This is a genomic window from Paracoccus sp. DMF-8 (genome assembly GCF_029309835.1).
Classification (GTDB): Bacteria; Pseudomonadota; Alphaproteobacteria; order Rhodobacterales; family Rhodobacteraceae; genus Paracoccus.
The window spans coordinates 446,393-467,268 of the sequence record NZ_JARJHL010000017.1 but is presented as its reverse complement, the minus strand read 5'-3'; the positions used below and the strand labels follow the sequence as shown (position 1 = coordinate 467,268).

14 protein-coding genes and 4 pseudogenes are annotated in these 20,876 nt (G+C 62.2%); 1 reads left to right on the top strand and 17 read right to left on the bottom strand.

From position 1 onward, the window contains the following. Positions 1-151: 151 nt before the first annotated feature. The 8 genes and pseudogenes from PE067_RS20380 to PE067_RS20345 all read right to left on the bottom strand — a co-directional run bounded on the left by PE067_RS20380 (position 152) and on the right by PE067_RS20345 (position 8,854). Positions 152-2,242 (bottom strand): 3'-5' exonuclease, encoded by a 2,091-nt coding sequence (locus PE067_RS20380; protein WP_276191573.1) that lies wholly within the window; start codon positions 2,240-2,242, stop codon positions 152-154. After that, positions 2,242-3,099 (bottom strand): HNH endonuclease, encoded by an 858-nt coding sequence (locus PE067_RS20375; protein ID WP_276191572.1) that lies wholly within the window; start codon positions 3,097-3,099, stop codon positions 2,242-2,244. The genes PE067_RS20380 and PE067_RS20375 overlap by 1 nt, the downstream gene beginning before the upstream one ends. Beyond that, positions 3,099-4,547, bottom strand: a complete 1,449-nt coding sequence (locus tag PE067_RS20370; protein ID WP_276191571.1) for a hypothetical protein — start codon at positions 4,545-4,547, stop codon at positions 3,099-3,101. Before PE067_RS20370 ends, PE067_RS20375 begins: the two co-directional genes overlap by 1 nt. Beyond that, positions 4,525-5,277, bottom strand: coding sequence for a DNA methyltransferase (locus PE067_RS20365; RefSeq protein ID WP_276191570.1), 753 nt, complete (start codon positions 5,275-5,277; stop codon positions 4,525-4,527). The genes PE067_RS20370 and PE067_RS20365 overlap by 23 nt, the downstream gene beginning before the upstream one ends. Before the next feature lie 51 nt (positions 5,278-5,328). Then, positions 5,329-6,084: pseudogene (locus tag PE067_RS20360) on the bottom strand (IS5 family transposase). A gap of 367 nt (positions 6,085-6,451) precedes the next feature. Further along, positions 6,452-8,015: pseudogene (locus PE067_RS20355) on the bottom strand (IS66 family transposase). Between the two features lie 68 nt (positions 8,016-8,083). Then, on the bottom strand, positions 8,084-8,416 hold the full coding sequence (gene tnpB / locus PE067_RS20350) for an IS66 family insertion sequence element accessory protein TnpB (RefSeq protein ID WP_276191569.1): 333 nt from the start codon (positions 8,414-8,416) through the stop codon (positions 8,084-8,086). A gap of 21 nt (positions 8,417-8,437) precedes the next feature. Beyond that, positions 8,438-8,854: a transposase gene (locus tag PE067_RS20345; protein WP_119752218.1), complete on the bottom strand. Its 417-nt coding sequence runs from the start codon at positions 8,852-8,854 to the stop codon at positions 8,438-8,440. Positions 8,855-8,905: 51 nt separating this feature from the next. Between PE067_RS20345 and PE067_RS20340 the strand changes: the two genes are divergently transcribed. Continuing rightward, the gene (locus tag PE067_RS20340) at positions 8,906-9,331 is read left to right on the top strand and encodes a hypothetical protein (protein ID WP_276191568.1); all 426 of its coding nucleotides are present in this window, start codon (positions 8,906-8,908) and stop codon (positions 9,329-9,331) included. 66 nt (positions 9,332-9,397) lie between these two features. Here the strand turns inward: PE067_RS20340 and PE067_RS20335 are convergent. From PE067_RS20335 to PE067_RS20290, 9 genes and pseudogenes are all read right to left on the bottom strand, one after another. Beyond that, positions 9,398-10,725, bottom strand: a pseudogene (locus PE067_RS20335) (site-specific DNA-methyltransferase). Next, positions 10,722-11,984 (bottom strand): DNA methyltransferase, encoded by a 1,263-nt coding sequence (locus PE067_RS20330; protein WP_276191567.1) that lies wholly within the window; start codon positions 11,982-11,984, stop codon positions 10,722-10,724. Before PE067_RS20330 ends, PE067_RS20335 begins: the two are co-directional and overlap by 4 nt. 397 nt (positions 11,985-12,381) lie before the next feature. After that, positions 12,382-13,062, bottom strand: a complete 681-nt coding sequence (locus PE067_RS20325; protein ID WP_276191566.1) for a BRCT domain-containing protein — start codon at positions 13,060-13,062, stop codon at positions 12,382-12,384. Between the two features lie 452 nt (positions 13,063-13,514). Beyond that, a complete protein-coding gene (locus tag PE067_RS20315) occupies positions 13,515-13,793 on the bottom strand; it encodes a hypothetical protein (protein WP_276191562.1) in 279 nt (92 codons plus the stop codon). A 2,362-nt stretch (positions 13,794-16,155) separates the two neighbouring features. Further along, positions 16,156-16,308 carry a hypothetical protein gene (locus PE067_RS20310; RefSeq protein WP_276191561.1) on the bottom strand — a complete coding sequence of 51 codons (153 nt, stop codon included), beginning with the start codon at positions 16,306-16,308 and terminating at the stop codon, positions 16,156-16,158. Positions 16,309-16,690: 382 nt separating this feature from the next. Continuing rightward, positions 16,691-17,089: a hypothetical protein gene (locus tag PE067_RS20305; RefSeq protein WP_276191560.1), complete on the bottom strand. Its 399-nt coding sequence runs from the start codon at positions 17,087-17,089 to the stop codon at positions 16,691-16,693. 241 nt (positions 17,090-17,330) lie between these two features. Continuing rightward, entirely contained in the window at positions 17,331-19,622 is a 2,292-nt protein-coding gene (locus PE067_RS20300; protein ID WP_276191559.1) for a site-specific DNA-methyltransferase, read from the bottom strand. A gap of 108 nt (positions 19,623-19,730) precedes the next feature. Further along, positions 19,731-20,413, bottom strand: a pseudogene (locus PE067_RS20295) (RES family NAD+ phosphorylase). 2 nt (positions 20,414-20,415) lie between these two features. Then, on the bottom strand, positions 20,416-20,829 hold the full coding sequence (locus tag PE067_RS20290) for an MbcA/ParS/Xre antitoxin family protein (RefSeq protein ID WP_276191557.1): 414 nt from the start codon (positions 20,827-20,829) through the stop codon (positions 20,416-20,418). Positions 20,830-20,876 lie beyond the last annotated feature (47 nt).

Here is a 20,876-nt window from a genome sequence, read left to right as displayed (position 1 = left end):
CGGTGGGAATCCATGTCGCTAGCGAAATGCCGCGCTGCGCCCCCCCGCATACGTTTGGGGCTGGGGAGGAACCATGCCGAGGGGGGGCGGCATCGAAGGCGGCCGAGACAACCGATCTCGCTGTCGGTCATTGGTGATCCCAGAGGTTTGCTCAGCTTCCTTTCAGAAAGTCGTCTACGAATTCGGAGACCGGCGTGATGCCGGTTACAAGAAGATGATCGCGAGCGCGGGTGCATGCGACATATAGCAGGTGTCGCTCAGTATTGTAGACCTCCTCAAGGTCAGCATCGTCCGCCACGGACTCAATCCGATCCGATTGGGGGATGACATCGTCGTCACAGGCCATCACTACAACCGACCGGAACTCTAAGCCTTTTGCGAAGTGCATCGTGCTGATGGCAACTGCGCCATCCTCGACCTCGACTTTGTCGTTCAACTCAATAGCGCGCGCACCAGCAGCCTTCACTGCGGCCCTCGCACGCTTCAGTTCCGCATCGGACCGCACGAAAATGCCCACCTCACTGGGTGCGCACCCTTCCTGCAGTCGGTCCTTGATCCAATTGCCCACGATGCGGCATTCGTGATCGGTATCTGTACAAGCAACGACCATTGGTGGCGGGCCGTCAAACATCGAGACTGTGCCACGACGCCCCTCTGCGTTCCCGTCGACGTCAGAGACGGTCGCTGGCAGTAGCCGGTCAGCGTGAAGCCGGATCTGATGCGACGTCCGATAGTTGATGCGCAGCGTGTGGGAACGGCCGCGAACATCAAGGCCAAGCGCCTTCCACGAAAATGGCTGCTGAAAAATGCGCTGGCCGAGATCGCCCGAGAAGAAAAGTCCGTCGTTCCGACCTGCGGCCATCGCCGCGAAGAACCGCGCTTCGGCCACGCCTAAATCCTGAGCCTCGTCGATCACAGCAAATGCATAGGGGCGATCAGCCTTTCCCGTCATGCTTTCCGTCAATCGCCCGAACACATCAGACCAAGTGACAACGCGCCTTTCCACAAGTCCTGCCCGAACGCGGTCGAAAATTGCCCACAGGGCTTCGCGCTGTTTGCCGCCGATCCTTGTTTTGCGACCGAGGCGGGAAACGTCCCGATATTCATCCCAAGAACGCAACTGCCAAGCGTCGACGACGTCCTCCCACTCACCAACAAGGAAATGGGCAGAAAAGCGGTGGCCTTCGACCTCCGAAGCAGCCTTGGTGATCAGCGAGCGGATCAAAGCAGGTGCAGCGATCTGGGGTTGGCCGAACCACTCGGAATAAAGGTCGTAGCCCACCGCTGAGATCGATTTCACGATGATCCGAGCAGCAATCGAAGGCTCCGCGCCCACCGTGCTGGCCAGTTTGACCCGCAGGGAATTGGCCAGCGCTTTCGAGAAAGTGGTCAGCAGCACCGTCGAGCCAGGGTTGGCGCGAGCCAGATGGACGGCGCGATGCAGGGCCACGATGGTCTTGCCGGTTCCGGCCGATCCAGACACTCGGGTCGGTCCAGAGAAGGAACGCTCGACGAGATCGGCTTGGGCGGGATGAAGGAACACTGCCCATTTGTCCCAAGGGTAATCCAGTGCCTGCTTCAGTTCTTCGGCATTGGTCAGCACACGGAAGCGGCGCTGAGCGTCGGGATGGGCATAGGGATCGGCTTCGACCGGCGCTGGTTCCGGCGGCTGCGGTTTCTCGCCCACGGCCAGCTTGAGCAGTGCTTCCTGTGCTTCCTGCGGCAGATGCTCGATGATGTCGAACAGCGTGTCCTCGGTGGCAGTCCGGACATCGTTCACCCATTCCTCGGGCACGCCAAAGGCCATCAGTTCAAACTTGCGCAGGTTGTCGAACAGGCGGGCGGCAGGTTTGGCGGCGGGCGCCGGTGTGGCGGCCACCTCTCTGGGCTTGAAGATTTCCACCTCTTCGACCCGCTCGCGCACCTCGACCAACTGCATGGCGCCGGTGGTCGGGTGGCGTTCGATCTTGCGCCGTTCAGCCCATTTGTAGGCGTCGTCGTGGTGATCGACGTAGACCAGCAGGATGCTGGCGGCCGTGCGGTGGACGATGATCCGGATGTCGGCATTCACCCGCACCGACCAGAAATTCATATCCTTGGCCCGATCCAGCTTGTGGAACGACAGGCCGTTCGAGGTCGGATCCAACTGCAGGTCGAAAGCGGTTGTCTTGGCCGCCTTCTGCTCTTGCGCAGTCAGGCGGCCGAGGCTGTCGGTAAAAGTGTCGGCGATCCGGAATTCCATCAGTCCTCGCCCCCTGCGCGACGCTGTCCAGCCATCAGGGTGTTGATGATGTCGATGTAGCGGCCCGCAACCTGCGCGACCTCTTTGTGCGCCAACTCGATGATCTGCCGGATTTGTTCATTTTCGCTGATCGGAACATAGTTGTGGCGTTCCATGTGCGCTTCGATCTGCGCAATCCGATCTGGATGATTGGACAGGAAGGTGCGGAAATCCTTGTCACCCTTGTTCGCGTTACATGGCTTGCAACTCGGGACAAGATTGCCGAGGCGATGTTCGCCAAGCGACTGCTTGTTGATCGGCACCACATGATCCATCAGCAATTCGCCCTCCTGCCCACAATAGGCACAGCGCCTGCCAAAGGTGTCGATCACCCGTTGCCATTCTTCTGGCCCAAAACTCTCGTCACCAAAGTTGCTCAGGATGTTGCGCACCAACAGGTTCTGGGCGTTCCCGATGGCATTGCCTTTAAACCGGCCCCGAGAAGCGTGCACGGTTCTGTCGACGGGCACGGTGTCACTGCTTGCAGCCCCAGGCAGGGCGCGCGCAGCCTCGATCACATCGATGCCCTGGCGCTCCAGGTATCGAACGAGGCTGGATCGGCTCTTGCTGGTCGGCGGGTCGAACCATTGGCTGGTGACGCGAACGGTTATGCCGCGCACAACAAAAATCTGCGACCAGTACCGCCGGTTTTCCACTGCCGAGATGTCTGCGACCGGCTTGCAGAACGGAAAGTTGACGTCCAGCGTGGTCTTCGAATAGGCGCGATCACACAGCCGATCAAACTCTGAATGATCCCGCTTTTCGCAGTGTTCAAAGATGATCGGGATGTAGTGCTGGATCAACGCGCCAATTTTCATCACTCCACCGCAAACACCTTCATCACCTCGTCGCCGAGGTGGTTGATCACCTTCACCGCGATACGCCCCGACTTCGGCTTGGCGAAGGGCCGGGAGGTGTCGGAATAAAGGCTCTCCCGTGCTTCCTCGTCGATCTCGGCTTTCAACGTCGTTTTCAGCGCCTTGTAGGGGTCGTTGGCACCGAGGAAACAGGCGTGGCGGACGAAGAACGATTCCTCGTTGTAATCGGTGTCTAGCATCCACAAGGCGATGCCGTCGGTGCCTTCGCTCTGCACCTCGCCGGTTTGGGGCTTGAACACGTCCACGCCGAAGACCTCGACCTGCACCATTTCGTCGCCCGCATCGGTGATCCGGATATCCGGCTCGCCGAAGATCACAAACAGGTTGCCCGCGCCGGTGGATTTCAGATCGCCGCCCATGTGCAGGTCGGGGTTCATCCGGGCCTTCAGAACGCGGATGCGGCCCAGCTTGTCGAACTCCGAACTGTGGGCGTCGTAGTTGAAAGCGCAGGCTATCAGCACGTCGAAACCGGCGTCGCCTGCCTCGCGCGCTGCCGCCACCAGGTCGGGGCGGCTGACGGTGCCAAATTCGGGGCCGATGAAGACACCGGCGCGGCGCTGGGTGTCGCCTTCCATGAAGGTGCCCTCGGCTGCGACCCACTTGCCGGGCCAGCCCTTGAGGCTGGTAAAGGTGATCCGGTCCTCCTTATGCGCCTGCTGCACGCCTGCGGCTTTCAGGTTTTCCAAGATCATATGGGCGAAGTCGGTGAAGTCCGCTGGGGCCTCGGCGGCCTTGCGCTTGCCTTCCGCGGCCTCAAAGGTGTCGATCAGCTCGTCGTCCCAATCGACGGCCAGCGTGCGGTGGGGCGACAGGCTTTCCACAGTGAAGGGGCCAGCCACGCGGGTTTTGGAATTGTCGGGAAAAGGCTTGTCGTAAAGATACTCGAAGTCTGCCTTGGCAGCGATGCTGGCATCAATCTCTTGCTGGCGGGCAATGCGGGCTTCCCAGAACTGTGTCAATGCCACTTCGGCCTCGGGCGGCCAGGGGGTAATCGGATTTGCGGGCAATGTGACCAGGGAAAAGCTGCTGCCACGCAGCTTGTTCAACTCTGCCAGGGCGTTTTCGGCCAAGGCTGGCTTTGTCTTGGCCATCGCAGTCGCGGTTGCGTGCAGGCTTTGTTGTTTGGCGGGCCATAGCGTGCCGGGCGTGCGCGGGATTTCCCATTCCATGAAGCCGTTCGCCGGGGCGGGTTCGCCAGATGGCAGCGTGACCTCGCCGGTGGCAGTGAAGTCGATCAATTTGCCCGCGCGGCCGCCGGATGAGACAGCGAAGTGCTCCATATGCCCTTTCAGGGCTGCGTTCAGGGCGGCACGGGCCTCTTCGACGGCAGGCTGCATCCTGTCCCAGATCACGTCGATTTCGGCATTATTGGCGATGTCTTTCAGCATGATATGCGGCACGCGTTGATAGACGAAGCCTTGGCGGATGCTGCCGTGGGTGGGGGTTGATTTGGGCGGGGTGCGGGTAGATCTTCGCCTTCTTCTGCTGTCCCTCGGGACTGTCGGCCAGCAGGTAATAGGGATAGCGCGCGCCCATCAGGCGGGACCGGGCGAGGGCCACGGCAACGCGAGAGGTGTCGATGGTGATCCAGCGACGCCCCCACTGCTCGGCGGCATAGGCAGTGGTACCCGAGCCGCAGGTTGGATCAAGCACCAGATCGCCGGGATCAGTTGTCGCGAGAATGCAGCGTTGGATAACGGGCGTATCCGTTTGAACCACATACCAACGTTCATTAGACTTTCCCGAAGTGTCCATCCATGCGTTTGTCATCCGCTTGAATGGCGCGTCATCATGGTAACGCCTCATCCAAGGCGGTCCGCCCCGCGTTTCAAAACGGTCAGCCTTGTTGATTCTTTCCATTCCGGTCAGGGTCGTCTTCCAATGATTTGGTTGGCCTGGATGGTAAGTCTTACCTTGAAACTTGAAGTGTTGGTCAGACTGAGACGGGCCTGCAGAGTTGGTCTTTGAAAGAGCATAAACGCTGCCCGAAGGAATAGTTTTCGGATCATTGCGTTCATCTGATGTAAGTGCGCGGTAGTCTACGTCGGAATAACGCAACCCCCATGAGCCGCCACGAGTCTCAGAAACCCACTCGCCCATAGGTTTGTCAGCCAGCAACGTTCGAACTTTAGCCTTCTCTTTTTTCTTAGGGTCTGGACCCATTGAGTTTCAAAGCCAGTAGATGACGAGGGCAGCAAGTGCGATTGCTGACAAGAATACCTTGGGGCAACGGTCGTACCGGGTCGCCACACGCCTCCAATCCTTGAGCCTGCCGAACATGATCTCGATCCGGTTGCGCCGTTTGTACCGGCGCTTGTCGTACTTGACGGTTTTCTTCCGCTGCTTCCGGCCTGGGATGCAGGCGCGTATCCCTTTGTCTTTCAACGCTTCTCTGAACCAGTCGGCGTCATAGCCGCGATCCCCGAGCAGCCAATCGACATCCGGCAGGCTGCCTCAGCAATGCCCGCGCGCCGATGTAATCGCTGACCTGTCCGGCAGTGACGAACAGGTTGAGGGGGCGCCCTCGGCTGTCGCAGATGGCGTGCAACTTGGCGTTCATGCCGCCCTTGGTGCGACCAATCAGGCGCCCACGCCCCTCTTTCACGCCCATGCTGGTCGCGGTGCGGTGGGCCTTCAGGTAAGTGGCGTCGATCATCACGGTCTCTCTTCGCCGTGCCCGGCCGCCAGACCCGCCATCATTTGGGCAAAGATGCCCTTGTCGCTCCACCGCTTCCAACGGTTGTATAGTGTCTTGTGCGGGCCATAGGCTGCCGGGGCATCGCGCCACCGTAAGCCATTGCGATTGATGAAGATAATCCCGCTTAACACGCGTCGATCATCGACGCGAGGCTTGCCGTGGGACTTGGGAAGAAAGGCCTCAAGACGCGCCATCTGCGCGTCCGTCAACCAAAAAAGATCAGACATGGTCACCGCTCGCTTTTCGAACCGTGAATCACGCCGCCAGTCGGAAATCAATGGGTCCTGAGCCTAGCATTACTCCAAGAACACCAAGGGCGGGTTGACGGGAATGGCAAAAAGAAAATCATTCGAAGACATTCTGAACAGCAAGTTTAGATGGCCAGCACAGGGTGACAAACCGTTCATCATGGCTGAGGATCCTTTTGACAACGCAAACATAGCTGACGATGGGTTCACGCGCCTTGTCCTTATGACAGACGGATACAAGTCGGCGGCTGATTTGATGGTCGCGGCCACAGCCGACAACGCGCCCATGCGGCATGTCCTTGTCTTTCCGATCATATTCAACTATCGTAAGCGCGACGTTGCGGCCCTATGCTGCGAGGCTTGACGGCTGGTTGAAGCGCCATGGCATGAGGTCTTCGATACCGCTTTGTGGGTGACCGTCGAGGATGGCGCGCAGTGTGGCGGCGAGATAGTCGACCGGGTTCACGTCGGACATCTTGCAGGTAGCGACCAGCGAGGCGAGCATAGCCCAGTTTTCGGCGCCGACTTCATTCCCGGCGAAGAGTGCATTTTTTCTTGTCAGGGCAATCGGCCTGATCTGGTTCTCGACCGGGTTGGTGTCGAGTTCCAGCATGCCGTGCTCGAGGAAGCGGATCAGTCCGGGCCAGTGCGCGAGGGAGTAGCGGATGTCTTCGGCAAGCTGGGATTTCTGCGGGATGCGCGAGAGTTGGGCTTCCAGCCAGGGATTCAGCGCCGCGATGATCGGGGCCGAATGCTCACGCCGGGCAGCAAGGCGCATAGCGGCCTCCTTGCTCCGCACGGACTTCTCGATCTGATAAAGCAGCGCGATCTGGCGCAGCATTTCCTCGGCAATGGGTGAACCATCGCTCTCGAAGCGCTTTACGAAGCGGCGGCGGACATGGGTCCAGCAATAGACCAGTTGCCACGGGCCATTGTCGCGCGCGATCTCGGTCATCGCGTTGTAGGACTGGTAGGCGTCGCATTGCAGGAAGCGGCCGTGGTATCCGGCGAGGAAGTTCAGCGGATGCGCCTTACCCCGGCCAGGGCATAGTGGAAGAGCACGATGGGTGGGCCAGCCCCGCCATGGCCGCGATCATCGGATACGACGGCCCAGAAGAATCCGCTCTTGGTGCGTTTCAGGCCCGGTTCCAGCACCGGCGCGCGGGTTTCATCCACGAAGATGCGGTCGGCACTGCGCAGATGGGCGCGCATGTGGTTGATGACCGGCATGAGGTGGAAACAGGCGCGCCCGACCCAGTTGCCGAGTGTGCCGCGGTCCAGATCGATCCCTTGCCGCTTGAAGATCTCGGCCTGCCGATAAAACGGCAGGTGGTGACCGAACTTCGAGACGATAATCCAGGCGATGAAGAGTTCCGTGGGCAGCCCGCCGGGCACGACATGCTCGGGGGCATGGGCCTGCGCGACAGCTTGCGAGCAACGGCGGCAGGCGTATTTCGGGCGCCGCGTGACCAGCACCCGGAACTGGGCGGGGATCACGTCGAGACGTTCGGACACGTCTTCCCCGATCCCGGACATCTCGCCGCAACCGCAGGGACAGAGCGTGCTGGCAGGCTCGATCACGCGCTCAACCCGAGGCAGATGGGACGGCAGATGCCCGCGGTTGCGCTTGGGCTTGCGGGTGTTTCCCCGCGCGCCCGCTGCATCGCCGCTTCGGCCTTTTCTTGTGCTGCCTCGAGCACACCTTGAGCAAATTCGGCATCTTCCAGGGGCAGGTTGAACTGGTCGGGCGAGAGCTTTTCGGAGCGCTTGCCGAATTTCTCGCGCTGCGCCGCGTGCAGGATATCCTGCAGCCGCCGATTGGCCTCTTGCGTCTCGGCCAGCGTCGCCTCCACCTCGGCGAGGCGGGCCTTCAGCAGGGCGTTTTCGCGCGCAAGATCAGCTGTTTCCATGGCGGGAAGTGAATCACAGGATGCCCTTGCAGGCCAGCAAAAACAGGCGTTTCGACGCAGCCTGCCAGTCACCCCGCCGCCAGCGGGCGCCGCGCCTGTTCGGGTCGGACCAGCCGCCAATCCACGCCCTCAAACAGCGCTGCAAACTGCGCTCCGGACATGCGCATGACCCCGTCGCGCACCTGTGGCCAGACGAACTTGCCGCCCTCGAGCCGCTTGTGAACCAGCACCATCCCGGTCTGATCCCAGATCAAGAGCTTGATCCGATCCGCCCGCTTCGCTCGGAACACAAAGGCGGCTCCGCAGAACGGGTCCATCCCGAACATCTCCTGCACCGCCAGTGCCAGACCGTCGATCCCCTTGCGAAAGTCGACAGGCCGGGTCGCCACGAAGACCTTCACCGGGCCGCCCCTGGCCGAACATCACGACGCCGCTGCCCGTGCCGCGCGGATTGCCCGGGTCAGTTGGCCCTCGTCGACACCAGGACCCGCGCGGATGACGATGTCGCCCACCACGATTTCGAGATCAGACCCGGGGACGGCCGCCGAAGCCTCAGTCGCGCTGTCATCAACCACCAGTTCCGCGAAGAACGGCAAGGCCGCCACGCTTTCGGGCACCACCAAATTACCTTTGCGTATCTGCTTGCGCCAATCGTAAATCTGCCAGCGGGTCGTGCCGTGCTTGCGCGCAGTATCTGCGACCGTCACCCCGGGCATCATGCTCTCCGCCGCGATCCGCGCCCGCTCTGCCTTCGTCCGCCGCCGACGACCGCTTGGCCCCCCGATCACCTCAAGCCGCGAGACCCCGACGCCTATAGAGCCGTCCAATTGGACGCCCATTTTGCCGTCTCTCTCCAAATCCAAAACCTCCGCCGCACATGTGCGTGGAGAATGAAGGCATCAACTCAAAAATGGCAGGAGGGGATCGGCGTCGCGCTTACCAACTATCGGCAGTTTCTTGAATTATCGCTAAAGTACCAAATTGCTACTTTCGGGCCTACTGTGGGGGTCGAACCCAACTGGAAGTCGCATGATTTAGCCAAGTTGTGGTCTGAATTCGTAGAAATTCTTGAGCGATACGGTACTCCAGACCCTGACGAGGCCGACCCGGTGGTTGGCGAGATAATCCTTGAGTTCGCGAAGATTGACCCCGGTTCTTATTCCTATCGCTATCCAGTGGACCGACAGGGCAACCCTGTGCCTGTAGCCTATGCCGACCTGCACCTCCCGACACTGGCCAACGTCATGCAAGGGGTCGCTGGCTATTTCATGGGATGCGATGGTTACCTGAGTGACCTCCAAAACGCAGTTGCCTAACAGGTTTTGTGCAGTTCGCTGCGGGAGCGCCCACTTGTCCCGTGAACCAATTGGTTTTGCAAGGAATCAATCTATGAAGATTTTCCCCTTCCGCCCCGTCGCCATCTCCCACCGCCGCACCGCGACGTCGCAATAGACCGGGTCCAGTTCCACCGCGAAGCAGCGCCGCCCGGTGCGTTCCGCGGCGATCAGCTGGGTGCCCGAGCCGCAGAAGGGTTCGAACACCAGGTCGCCCGGATTGGTGAAGGCCTCCAGCACAGCCTCCACCAGCGCCACCGGGAACACGGCCGGGTGCGATCCGGCTGCGCCAAGTCCGCCCTTGTGGCGCATGATCCGGAACACGCTATCGGGGATGCGGTGGCTCTGGATCGCGTTGCCGTAGCCGGTCTTGCGATGGACCGTGCCGTCGGCCCCGCGCAGGCCACCACCGCCCAGGGTTTCGCCCGCGTGCTTGCTCTCGACCGTCTTGTTCGGTTTGCGGGGCTGGCGGTTGAAGTGGAAGATGAACTCGTGCGACGGCGCCAGCCGCCTGTTCCAGTCTCCCGGCAGGCCGGGCCCCTGGTCCCAGATGTACCAACCGAAGCGCCGCCAGCCCTGCGCGCGCATCCAGTCGAGCCAGCCCTCCCAATATGGGATCCATTCGCCATCGCGATGGACGAGGCCGAGGTTGACCAGCAACTGGGCGTCGGCGGCGACGGGTGCTGCGGCGAACACGCCCTGCATCAGCGCATCCCAATCACCGACCTTCTCCTTCGCTGCGCCATAGTCGCGCTGCTGCGCGTAGGGCGGGGAGCTGAAAGGAGCGCCGCCTGCGCCCTGTTCATCAGTCGCGCCACCACGGCCGGGTCGGTCGCATCGCCGCAGATCAGCCGGTGGTCGCCCAGCGCCCAGATATCGCCGGGGTGAGTGATCGGGTCAGCCGGAGCGTCAGGGATGGTGTCGGCGGTGTCATCGTCGATGGGCGCGCGGTCGTCGGCGTCATGCAGCAGCGCGTCCAGTTCATTCTCCGGGATCCCGATCAGCCCGAGGTCGAAGTCCTCGGCCATCAGGCCCCGCAGTTCCTCGAGCAGGAGTGCCTCGTCCCACCCGCCCAGTTCGGTCAGCTTGTTGTCGGCGATGCGATAGGCACGACGTTGCGCCTCGGTCAGGTGGCCGAGCACGATGACCGGCGCCTCCGCCAGCCCGAGCTGTGCCGCGGCCAGGACGCGGCCATGGCCCGCGATCAATTCGCCGTCGGCCGCGACGAGGCAGGGAACGGTCCATCCGAATTCGGCCATGCTGGCGGCGATCTTCGTGACCTGGTCGGCATCGTGGGTCTTGGCATTGCGGGCATAGGGGCGAAGGCGCGCAAGCGGCCAATGCTCGATCCGGCCGGGCAGGAGGGGCGCGTTCATGGCGCGAGCCGCTTGGCCTTGAGGGCGGCAAAGGTCCCGCCGGTGTCCGCCAGCACAGCCTCCTGCCCTGTGAACGACTGCCAGCGCTCGATGGCCACGTCGACATAGGCCGGGTTCAACTCGACCCCGAAGCAGACCCGGCCTGTGGTCTCGGCCGCGATCAGCGTGGTGCCGGATCCCATGAATGGCTCATAGACCGCTTGGCAGGGGCTCGAATTGTTCAGGATCGGGCGGCGCATGCACTCGACCGGCTTCTGCGTGCCATGCACCGTGTCGGCGTCCTGATCCCGGTTGGCGATCTGCCACAGCGTCGTCTGCTTGCGGTCCCCGGCCCAATGGCCCTTGCCCTTGGCGCGCACCGCATACCAGCAGGGCTCGTGCTGCCAGTGGTAATCGCCGCGGCTGAGCACCAGCCGATCCTTTGCCCAGATGATCTGCGACCGGATGGCGAAGCCCGCGGCCACGAGGCTTTCCGCCACGGTCCTCGCATGCAGCGCGCCGTGCCAGACATAGGCGACGTCGCCGGGGAACAGCGCCCAAGCCTCGCGCCAGTCGGCGCGGTCGTCGTTCAGCACCTTGCCGGTGCGTTTGGTCTTGGCCGCGCCTGCTTGGTTGCGCCAGGAGGGATCATACTCCACGCCATAGGGCGGGTCGGTGACCATCAGCAGTGGGCGCACATCCCCGAGCAGCCGTCCCACCACATCCGCCGCCGTGCTGTCGCCGCAGATCAGCCGGTGCGCGCCCAGCTGCCAGAGGTCGCCCGGCACCGAAACTGGCGTGACAGGCAGATCGGGAACATCGTCCTCGCCCTCGACCGGGCCGTCGCCGCCCAGCGCCTCGGGATCCCGCAGCAGCGCGTCGAGGTCATCGTCGCTGATACCGAGCAGGGTCAGGTCGAAATCCTCGGCCAGAAGCCCCGCGATCTCGTCGCGCAGCAGGGCCTCGTCCCATTCGCCCAGTTCCGTGAGCTTGTTGTCGGCGATCCGGTAGGCGCGGCGTTCGGCCTCGTCGAGATGGCTGAGCCGGATCACCGGCACCTCGGTCAGGCCGAGCATGGTCGCGGCCAGCACCTGACCATGGCCCGCGATCAGCTCGCCGTCGTCGGCCACCATGCAGGGCACGGTCCAGCCGAACTTGGCCATGCTCGCGGCGATCTTCGCCACTTGGTCGTCGCCATGCATCTTGGCATTGCGGGCATAGGGGCGCAGCCGGGCAATCGGCCAGGACTCTACCCGGCTCGGCGCGAAGACGAGATCCATGGGGCGGGGCTCGGGATGTGTGGGAGGGGAAATGAAAAGCGCCCGCGAGGGGGTTCCTCCGGGCGCAATTCTTCGATGATCAAGGGGTAGGTCAATGGGGGCAGGTCTGTCAACCCGAAAAGTGAAGCGGATTCAACGGCTTCCAATGAACTGGCTTCCCGTGGTGGCTTCCGCCCACCTGGCTTCCCCGGAGGTGGCTTCCCTGGCTTCCCGCCGGGAATCCACCCCGGCCAGATCGTGCTTCCGCAAGCCGCTGATCTGACTCACGAATTCCGGCATCAGCGCGCAAGGTGGCTTCCTCCTGGCTTCCCCGGTGAAACTGCCTCACGCTAGCGAACCGCCGCGCTGCGCCCCCCCGCATACGTCCAGGGCCGGGGAGGAACCAGAGAAGGGGGTATCAGCTTGCCTTCGATTTCGCGACGAGGGCCCTGAAGGCACTTTCGCCGATAATGCGAATGGGATGCCCCGCTCTTTGCATGTCCTCGGCCTTGCGGTGCTTGCTGCTCTTTGTGTGCCCAGCAAGCACGTTCAGATCTTGGTCACCGACGACCAAATGCGTTGTCTCTTTGGTTACGCTCGCCTTAACCGACATACCGGCGCTGGCAGCGAGCTCAGCTGCTTCGCTTCGGGCCATGCCCAGTGTGCCGGTGAAGACCACAATGGAACCGGCCAGTGCACCTTTGGGATCGCCCTCCATGGTGATGGCTGCTGAGTAGCTCTTCTTGGGCGCCGGTTTGATCAGTTCCTCAAATGGAAGCCGAAGTTGAATCTCGGCATGAAGCACGACCAAAGCAGCGGCGCGTGCATCTTCGCCTGCGTCATGGTGGTGGAACTGCAGGTTCAGCGTGCGCTTGAGGTTTGCCAACCCATGTCCGCCGTTACCCTTCAACTCGGGCCATGCGCGTCTTGCAATCTGTACGCTGTCGTTCCAGCGCAGATCAGGGATCTTGATGCCGCTGAAACTGCAGGCAGCATTCATCGCCTGCTTGTCGAAGTTGCTATGCTGGATGAGTTGGTGGCGTGACAGCAAAGGGAGCAGAGCATCCAGCCGCGTCAGGGAATCGGGGGCATCCGCCACAGTGGTCCGGGCCAATGCCGTGGAGCTGAATGTTGAAGACGTCGAACCTGGTGCCGGGATTGACCAGCATGGAGAAGGTCTGGATCTGGTTGTCTGGCTGCACGCAGGCTAGCCCGATCTGGCAGATGCTGGCTACATCACTGCACGCGGTTTCGACATCCAGCGCAACGAACCGGAAACTGCCCTCTGGCACGCGAGGAGCGTGAGTGAAAGTCGATCTTTGATGTGCGCGAATGATTGGGGTGGGTCGAAACTCTTCTTTGGCGCGTTCGGGTTGGGTCTGTTGAGACGGTTTTGGAGTGCGGCCGAACAACCAGTCAAAAAGCGCCATGCTAAGAATTGCTCCCTCAGATACTTCGACTGGCAACCTGTTCTAGGTCGCCGCACGGTTTTCACGTTGTCTTCCCGACCTGCAACAGCGAGTCCAATTCACCTGGTCCTGCGTGGTTTCCCTAGGGTCCGCCCAGAGGTCTTGTGGCTGAATGGCGTGAAACGATGTCGTGCACATGCGCCGCCTCGAATGCGACGTCCCACGCCCATGTTTCAAACCCGCCCGCAGCGTTGACGGCACTCACCCACTCGGCCAGTGCGTCCTGCTTAGCCTTGTTCTGCGGGCTATCGACCCCCTTGATCTCCAATGCGAGCGTGACGCCATTCCGGAGGCGGACGATGAAATCCGGCACGTAGCGACGCCGCGACCCCTGCCAGAGGTAGTGGATCTGGAAGCTCAAGGTGATCGTTCTTGGCGTAGGCAATCGACTTCGTCCCGCGCCCTCGAAGATGTTCGCGCAGCGTATTGCTCCCACGCAGAGTCCCCGACAACGTGGCTGATGTGGGACTTGATGGTGGGGAAGTTGGGCTTCGTCGTGTACCACGCGCGCATCTGGCCCGTGCTGCCGATGGGGTTTTCCTCGTCGAACACCGGGGTCAGTGCCGTGGTGTTCTGGCTCGGTGACGAACCGCATCAGGTGCTGGACCATCGTTGTCGATGTTCAGTGCGATCAGCACGCGGCGGCGGATCGGGTCTGTGTGGAACAGCGACGGAATGTCGACCTGGTCCGACTCGCGAGGAAGGTCTCGACCAGCCGGATCAGCTGCAGCACGAGGTATTCCTCGTTGCCCTTGAAGCTGGCCTTCAGCGTCGGCGAACGCCTTGCGGGCAGCAACGAAGGTCAGCCGTTGTAGCCGGAATTCCTCGGGCAGCGAACGACGAGGTCGATGTTGCCGTGACCTTGCTCATGTCCGCCGCGCCGCCCAGAGCGGGGGCGAGTCTCGGCGCGAGATCGCCGTCGCGGCCGGGTCGAGTGTCAACATCGACGGCATTCGCCCAGTCCACCGTCAGAATCCGGCTTCACCACCGTCTCGATGCGCAGCACGTTCGGCCAACGCAGCTCGAGTTCCGCGCCGCTCCGGGATCACATCGATCTGCGTGCTGGGCTTCGGCGGCGGCGGCGCCTCGCCAACTTCGCCCGGCTCGTAGATCGACAGCGGCACGCCGAAAACGTTGACATATTCCGGGCAGGAACAGCCCGTTCTCGTCCGTGTCGTAGACCACGCGCCGCAGCCCGCGGCCGATGACCTGTTCGCACAGCAGCTGTGACGTGAACGCCCGCAGGCCCATGATGTGAGTGACGTTCTTCGCGTCCCAGCCTTCGGAGAGCATGGCGACCGAGATCACCGTCTGCACGTCTCTGCCCGGCGCCGCCGCGCTTGCCGACGTTGTCGACGATCTCGCGCAGGAGCTCCTCCTTCTTCAGCGCCTTCGGAGGCGATCCTTCCGGGTCTTCGGGGATCCGCGGCCGCGTCGATCGATCCTGCTCCAGCCGATCCTCATAGCCCTTGTCGGCACGTGGCGGTCTCGCCGACCTCGGCCTTCTCCAGCACCCGCGAGTCGACGCGAAGGGTCTGCATGGGCCAGGACAGTTCCTGCCAGTGCACGTCGCCCTGATTGAAGTAGTGCTCGATCGCGCGCCGCGGTTTCCGTCCGGTTGCAGACCGTCAGCATCACGGGCGGCGAGTGGTGCTTGCTGTCTGGCCCACTGGCGCTGAGCTGTTGCGCGCCAGTCGGCGCCAAGCGATTGTGTAGGCGTCCTGCACCAGCTTCGGCAGCGCCTCGTGCGGCTCGGCCTTACGCGGTTCAGGTCTTCCGCCACAGACTGGGTCCCGGTAGATGATGATAGAGCTTCGACCGCAGGGTCGTCGCTGTCGGGCATCGCGTCGTCCCGCACCACGACGCGCGGCGTCTTGACCAGCCCGGCCTCAATCGCGTCGTTCAGGCCGAAATCCGAGACGATCCAGTCGAACAGCGCGGTATCGGTGCTGGCCTTGCCGGTCGGCGCAAACGGCGTGGCCGAGAGGTCAAAGCACCGCTGGATGCGGCGCGTCTTGTGCAGCCGGTCCAGCCCCTCGATCCAGCGTGTCGCCTCGTCCAGGTCGATCCCGGCTTCGGCGGCCGGCCTTCTTGCTGATCTTCAGCCTCGGCGGGCTTCCGGTAGGCGTGGTGCGCCTCGTCGTTGATCACCACGATGTCTTTAAAGTGCGCCGCCAGCTTGCCGAGAACGCGGCGGGTAAATGCCTCGTCGGACTCGGCGCCCTTCTTGACCACCGAACGCTTCGGCTTCGAGCCGCAGGCATCAGCGTGTGCCAGTTCTCGATCCGGACCTCGGCCTGGTTCAGCTTCTGGCCGTCAGCGCCTCTGACGGGCACAGGTTGAACTCGTCGTAATAGCTGCCCGCGCTGGGCATCAGCACCTGCAGCCGCTCCTTCACCGTCAGACCCGGCGCCACGATAAAGATCGGCCCGACTGAAATCCTTGTTCCGCTTCGGGTAGGTCAGGGCGTTCAGCACCTGCCACGTGATGATCATGGCCATCACCGTGGTCTTGCCTGCACCGGTCGCCATCTTGTTGCACAGGCGTTGCCACGGCCCGCCATCGCCCGGGCACGACGTATTCCCTGCTTGTATTCTTCCGCCGCTTCGACTGCACCAGATCAGCGTCTCGATCGCCTCCAGCTGGCAGAAGTAGAATGGATAGCGCCCGACGCCCTCGGTCTGGTCGTGCCAGTGTTCAAGCAGATCGCCGCGTGACGATGGTCACGCCGGGATCCAGCCCGCGCACGCCATTGCATCCACCCGGCCTCGGATCGTGTTCGACCAGGTCCAGCGTTCTCCGCCCGCCTGGTGTTGTTGCGCGGCGTCGAACACCTCGTAGCTCGCGGGGCGGCGCTCGGGCATGATCTCCAGCATGCCGTCCGGCTCTCGGCGCCCAGTGCTGGGCGGGGCAGACGAAGGGCGTAGTTGATGATAAGCGACTTTGGTTTGCCATCCTGCGGCTTTGTCACCGTCGTCACTCCAGGTCGCATGATCTTGAGTGACTTTCGATGCCCCGAGTCATCCACGATCTTTACCGCGACCCGGCGATGGTCACCCGCCTCGAACGGCAGGGAGACTGTGCCGTGGAACTGCTCCAGCAAGTCCTCATCCAGTTCGGCGCGGATCGTCTTTTCAAGGCGGTTCCAGCCGTCCTTCGCACCGGCCATCGGGAAGAACACCTGATGTGGCATCAGGCTGCGCCCGTCATAGTCGGTGTCGAGCGACCACATGGAGATGTTCTTCGACCCGCCGCTCGCTACAAGTGTCGCCTGTGCGCGGGGATCGAAATAGTCGAAGCCAGTGTGACCTCTACCTGCCAGTTATCGCCAGCCTGCGTCAGTTCCACCTCGGGCTGCCCCATCAGCCAGAACGACTCTGGTTGGATGTCCGGGCCTTTTTCAGGTCCTCGGTCAGCAAATCGGTGTTCATCTGGGCCTTGAGCAAGGTGACGCCCGGCCAGTTGAGTCTCGTCGATATCTTTCGCCGCCTCCGGATCGAAGGTAAATGCGCAGAAGACCACGAACTTGGGTTTGGGCACTAGAGTCTGGGCATCCTCGATTGCGCGCTCAACCTGCTTCTGTTCAAGCGCGGCATGTTCCGGGCCGAAGCTGACAACGACCCGCTCGCCCGGTGTCGGCAACTGTGCCTGATGCATGGATAGTGCGACGCCAGGGACGAGCCTGCAAGATCGGTGATCTTCAGCATCGCGCCGCCCTTGGCGCGCAGGCCGGTGCGGACCAGCTCATCGCGCCATTGCGTCTGGCGCGAGGTTTCGCCTGAGCCGCGCGACCGTGGCATCGGCTTGGTCCGGGGCGGTCATCATCACAGCGACAGGACCGATGGGGCTGGCACGGCCTCAACGCTGAACGGGCCTGTGATGCGCAGCCGGGTCTTGTCTAGCTCAGGCCTGTCGTACAGCGTTTCCTGATCGGCGTGGGCCTTGATGCTGGCATCCATCGCGGCCTGCATCGCCTGCCGCGCGGCGTGGAACGCGGCGAAGGGTTCGGCAGCGGCACGCGGGCCCAGTCGTCGGGCAGGTCAAAGGGCACCTCCCATTCCTCCAGCCGCTCGCCCTTGGTGAAGGTGACGGGCTTCCCGCTGCGCGCGCCTTGAGCGGGGCGAAAGGGCAGGGCGGTGGTGAGGGTGGCGTTCAGCGCCGCCAGCGCCGTGGCGATGGCGGGGTGCCGCTCGTCGAAAATCGTGTCGATCTCGATGTTGGTTGCAATCGACCGCAACATGATGTGCGGAACTGTCTGATACACAAAGCCACCCTTTAGCCCTTCGTGGGGGAAACGAAGACGGAAATAGTCGAAACTCGCCGTCATAAGCCTTTGTTTGGCCAGAGTTATCGCCACCCGGCTGGTGTCGCAGGTGATCCAGCGCCTGCCCCATTTCTCGGCGACAATGGCAGTAGTTCCCGAGCCACAGGTTGGATCAAGGACAAGGTCTCCTGGATCGGTGGTCATCAATAGGCACCGCTCAATGACCTTTTCCGCCGTTTGAACTGCGTAGACTTTGTCTTCTGTGAAGCTTCCCGTCTGCATATCGTCCCAAAGCTGTGTGTGGGCGATGCATGGAAAATCAGTGAGATACCTTACATACTGCAGGCTGTTCTTCGCAACGTGAAGACGGTTTGCTTTGGCCAGTCTCTGCCTTCCGACTTCGTTTGTTTTCCATTCCTGCGCGTATTGCTTGCCTTGATAGACGAAGGGGTCCGCAGGGTTGCCCTGACTCGCTATGTTGTCGGGCTTATAGACGATTGCTCCGTCAGGCAGGAGCGAAGGGTCCATTTTTTCTTGTTTGCTCTGACCGCGCCTGTCTCCATTGGCTTGCTCGATCCATCCATAGTTCTTGGCGGTTCCGGCCTCGGCAGACTTCTCGAAATAAAGCTGGTTGAACTTGGCCTTGCCCTTGTCCTTTGCATACCAAACTAGGAAATCAACATTGCTGGCTAAGAACTTCGTCGTCACACCGCTGGTCTTGGTGAACGGAATTACATTTAGATAGTTCTCTGCACCGAAGACCTCGGCGACGACTTCGGCAACATGATGCAGGTTCTCATCGGAAATCTGCACGAAGACTGACCCGCTCTCGTGCAGCAACTCCTTGGCCAACCAAAGTCGGTCGCGCAGATAGGTCAGGTAGGAATGGATGCCCAGTTCCCAAGTGTCCCGGAACGCCTTGATCATCTCGGGTTCCTGGGTCAGGTCGGCATCCGCGCCGTCCTTCACGTCGCGCTTGTTCGTGAAGGGCTGAAAGTTCGATCCGTATTTGATGCCATAGGGCGGGTCGATGTAGATCATCTGCACCCGGCCAGCCATCGCCTCTTTCTGCAAGAGCGAGTTCATCACCAGCAGGCTGTCGCCCGCGATCAGCCGGTTCGACCAGCCCTTTTCATGGTGGTAGAAATCCAGCGCCTGCCGCAGCGGCAGGTTTTCGAACGGGGCGGCGAACAGATCGGCCTGACGCCATACCTCGGCCGCCTTCGCCTCGCCCTTCAACCGCTTGCGCGCATTGGCGAGGATCGTCGCCGGGTCCACCCGTTCATGGACATGCAGCGATACGGTATCGACCTGAAAGCTCGTCCGCTCTGCCTTGCCCGCCCAGTTGAGATAAGGCGCCTGCAACGCGCGCAGTTCCGCCAGCGCGTCCTTCATGGTAGCCGGATCGTCTGAGGCGAGTGCATCGTCGATCAGCTTTTCCACCCGGGCGCGCTGGCTGTCGAACATCAGCGCAGGGTCAAGGTGCGGGTCATAGGCCCAGACCGTCTTTGGCTGGTCGGGGTCGTTGTCGGGGTGGACCATGCCGACCTCGGGGTTGTTCACCCGCGTGTCGGTGTGGCGATAGCTGATGACCTGCGCCGGTTCCCCGGATTTGCGCGGCGCGGCCTTGGTCTTGGCCGCCGCGCGTTTGGCTTTGGGGGCGGGTTCGTCTGTGGGGGTCAGTTCGAAATCGTCGTCCTGATCCTCGTCCTCGTCATCTTCGGTGATCAGGTAAACCGACCCGCCGCGCCCCTTGCCCTTGCCAAGGATGCCCTCATCCACCAGCGAGTCTTTGGCAGCGGCATAGTCCTCGTCCGAGAGGTTCGGGACAATCTCCCGCAGCCGCGCGATCAGGGCACCATTGCCAATGGCAGAGCCGTCTTCCGGAATATGGGCAAGGACAAGATCACGCAGGGAATCGGACATAGGGAACCTTTGGGGACATCGGCTGTTTGGGCCAAGCTAAGGAGTTTTCAGGCGAAATGCAGCCCAAAGTTGATGAATGCGGATTGAGGCTGACCGTTTTTGACAGGGTCATGTGACGTGCCACACCTCGCCACTGTCCAGCTGCTTGACGAAATCCACCGCCTCGCCGTTCCAGTGATAGGCGAAATGCGCGCCTTGGGTGGGGATCGGGATCACGTCGGGCCAGAAGACGGCGATGCACTGGCCGTCGGGAAGCGGATGCTGGAGCGGGTGATGCCGTTCGACCCGGCCGCGCGCCGCTCGGCCCCGAAGACCTGCGAGGCGCGGTAGTCGTCTGGGTCCAGCAGGTCGGCGCGGCCGGTGGCGTCGTCCAGATCGGCATCCACGGACCCGATCAGTTCGCGGAACTGAGAGGTCCAGCCGAGGGCCTCGTTCGTCGCACGCATGAAGCGGGCGTGGTGATGGATGGTTTCGGCGATGGCGACCTCGGTGCGGTCGCCCGCATAGTAGAGGCCGAAGCTGCCGTCCGAGAACCGCCCCGGCCGTAGGGGCGAGCAGTGGACGAAGGGTGCCATCACCCAGCTGGCGCCGGGCCCGGTCACGCGGCGCGCGACCGGCACCTTCGACAGATCACCGATACTGTCGCGGATGCGCGGGTTGAACTTGGCCTCGGCCGAGGCCAGCGCCTCCCAATCGGCGGGGTCGGCGATGTCTTCGAACAGGTCGATGGGCGGGTGGATGGAGCGGATGATGCGGACAGTGCGTGGCCATGTCACGCGGCGGAGAGGCACATTCACCAGGCACCCCGTTCGGCATCCAGATAGGCGCGCAGGTCGATCAGGTCGGTGATCTCGCCACACAACATGATGTCCAGCGCGCTGCGACCACCGAAGGCCGTGCTGGGCTTGCGGATCCACGCATAGCCGCGGGCAGGCTCGGTGAAGAGGTAACGCAGCGCCTTGTGGATGCCCATCAGGATCGCCATCCGCGCGCGCAGATCACGGTCGATGCGCCCGATGTCGCCAACCTTCCAGCGCGCCCAGGTGCGCTGCGCCATGTCACCCAAGAGAACGCGCGCCTCGCCATCCGTCAGGCCCAGGGCGCGGAACAGGTTGACGGTGGTGCGTGCCAGAGCGGCCGCTTCCTCGTCGGTGATGACGGGAAGGTCGGGGCGCGCGATGATCGGCTGGACCGTGGCGAACTGCATGGTTGTTCTCCTTTGGCATCAAGATAGTCATTATGTGCCAAAAGGCA

Excerpts from the sequence above, each read along its gene's own strand:
- PE067_RS20380 (WP_276191573.1), bottom strand. The coding sequence starts at position 2,242 with ATGGAATTCCGGATCGCCGACACTTTTACCGACAGCCTCGGCCGCCTG.
- PE067_RS20375 (WP_276191572.1), bottom strand. The coding sequence starts at position 3,099 with ATGAAAATTGGCGCGTTGATCCAGCACTACATCCCGATCATCTTTGAA.
- PE067_RS20370 (WP_276191571.1), bottom strand. The coding sequence starts at position 4,547 with ATGCTGAAAGACATCGCCAATAATGCCGAAATCGACGTGATCTGGGAC.
- PE067_RS20345 (WP_119752218.1), bottom strand. The coding sequence starts at position 8,854 with ATGGGCGTCCAATTGGACGGCTCTATAGGCGTCGGGGTCTCGCGGCTT.
- PE067_RS20340 (WP_276191568.1), top strand. The coding sequence starts at position 8,906 with ATGAAGGCATCAACTCAAAAATGGCAGGAGGGGATCGGCGTCGCGCTT.
- PE067_RS20330 (WP_276191567.1), bottom strand. The coding sequence starts at position 11,984 with ATGGATCTCGTCTTCGCGCCGAGCCGGGTAGAGTCCTGGCCGATTGCC.
- PE067_RS20310 (WP_276191561.1), bottom strand. The coding sequence starts at position 16,308 with ATGCTGGAGATCATGCCCGAGCGCCGCCCCGCGAGCTACGAGGTGTTC.
- PE067_RS20305 (WP_276191560.1), bottom strand. The coding sequence starts at position 17,089 with ATGCATCAGGCACAGTTGCCGACACCGGGCGAGCGGGTCGTTGTCAGC.
- PE067_RS20300 (WP_276191559.1), bottom strand. The coding sequence starts at position 19,622 with ATGTCCGATTCCCTGCGTGATCTTGTCCTTGCCCATATTCCGGAAGAC.
- PE067_RS20290 (WP_276191557.1), bottom strand. The coding sequence starts at position 20,829 with ATGCAGTTCGCCACGGTCCAGCCGATCATCGCGCGCCCCGACCTTCCC.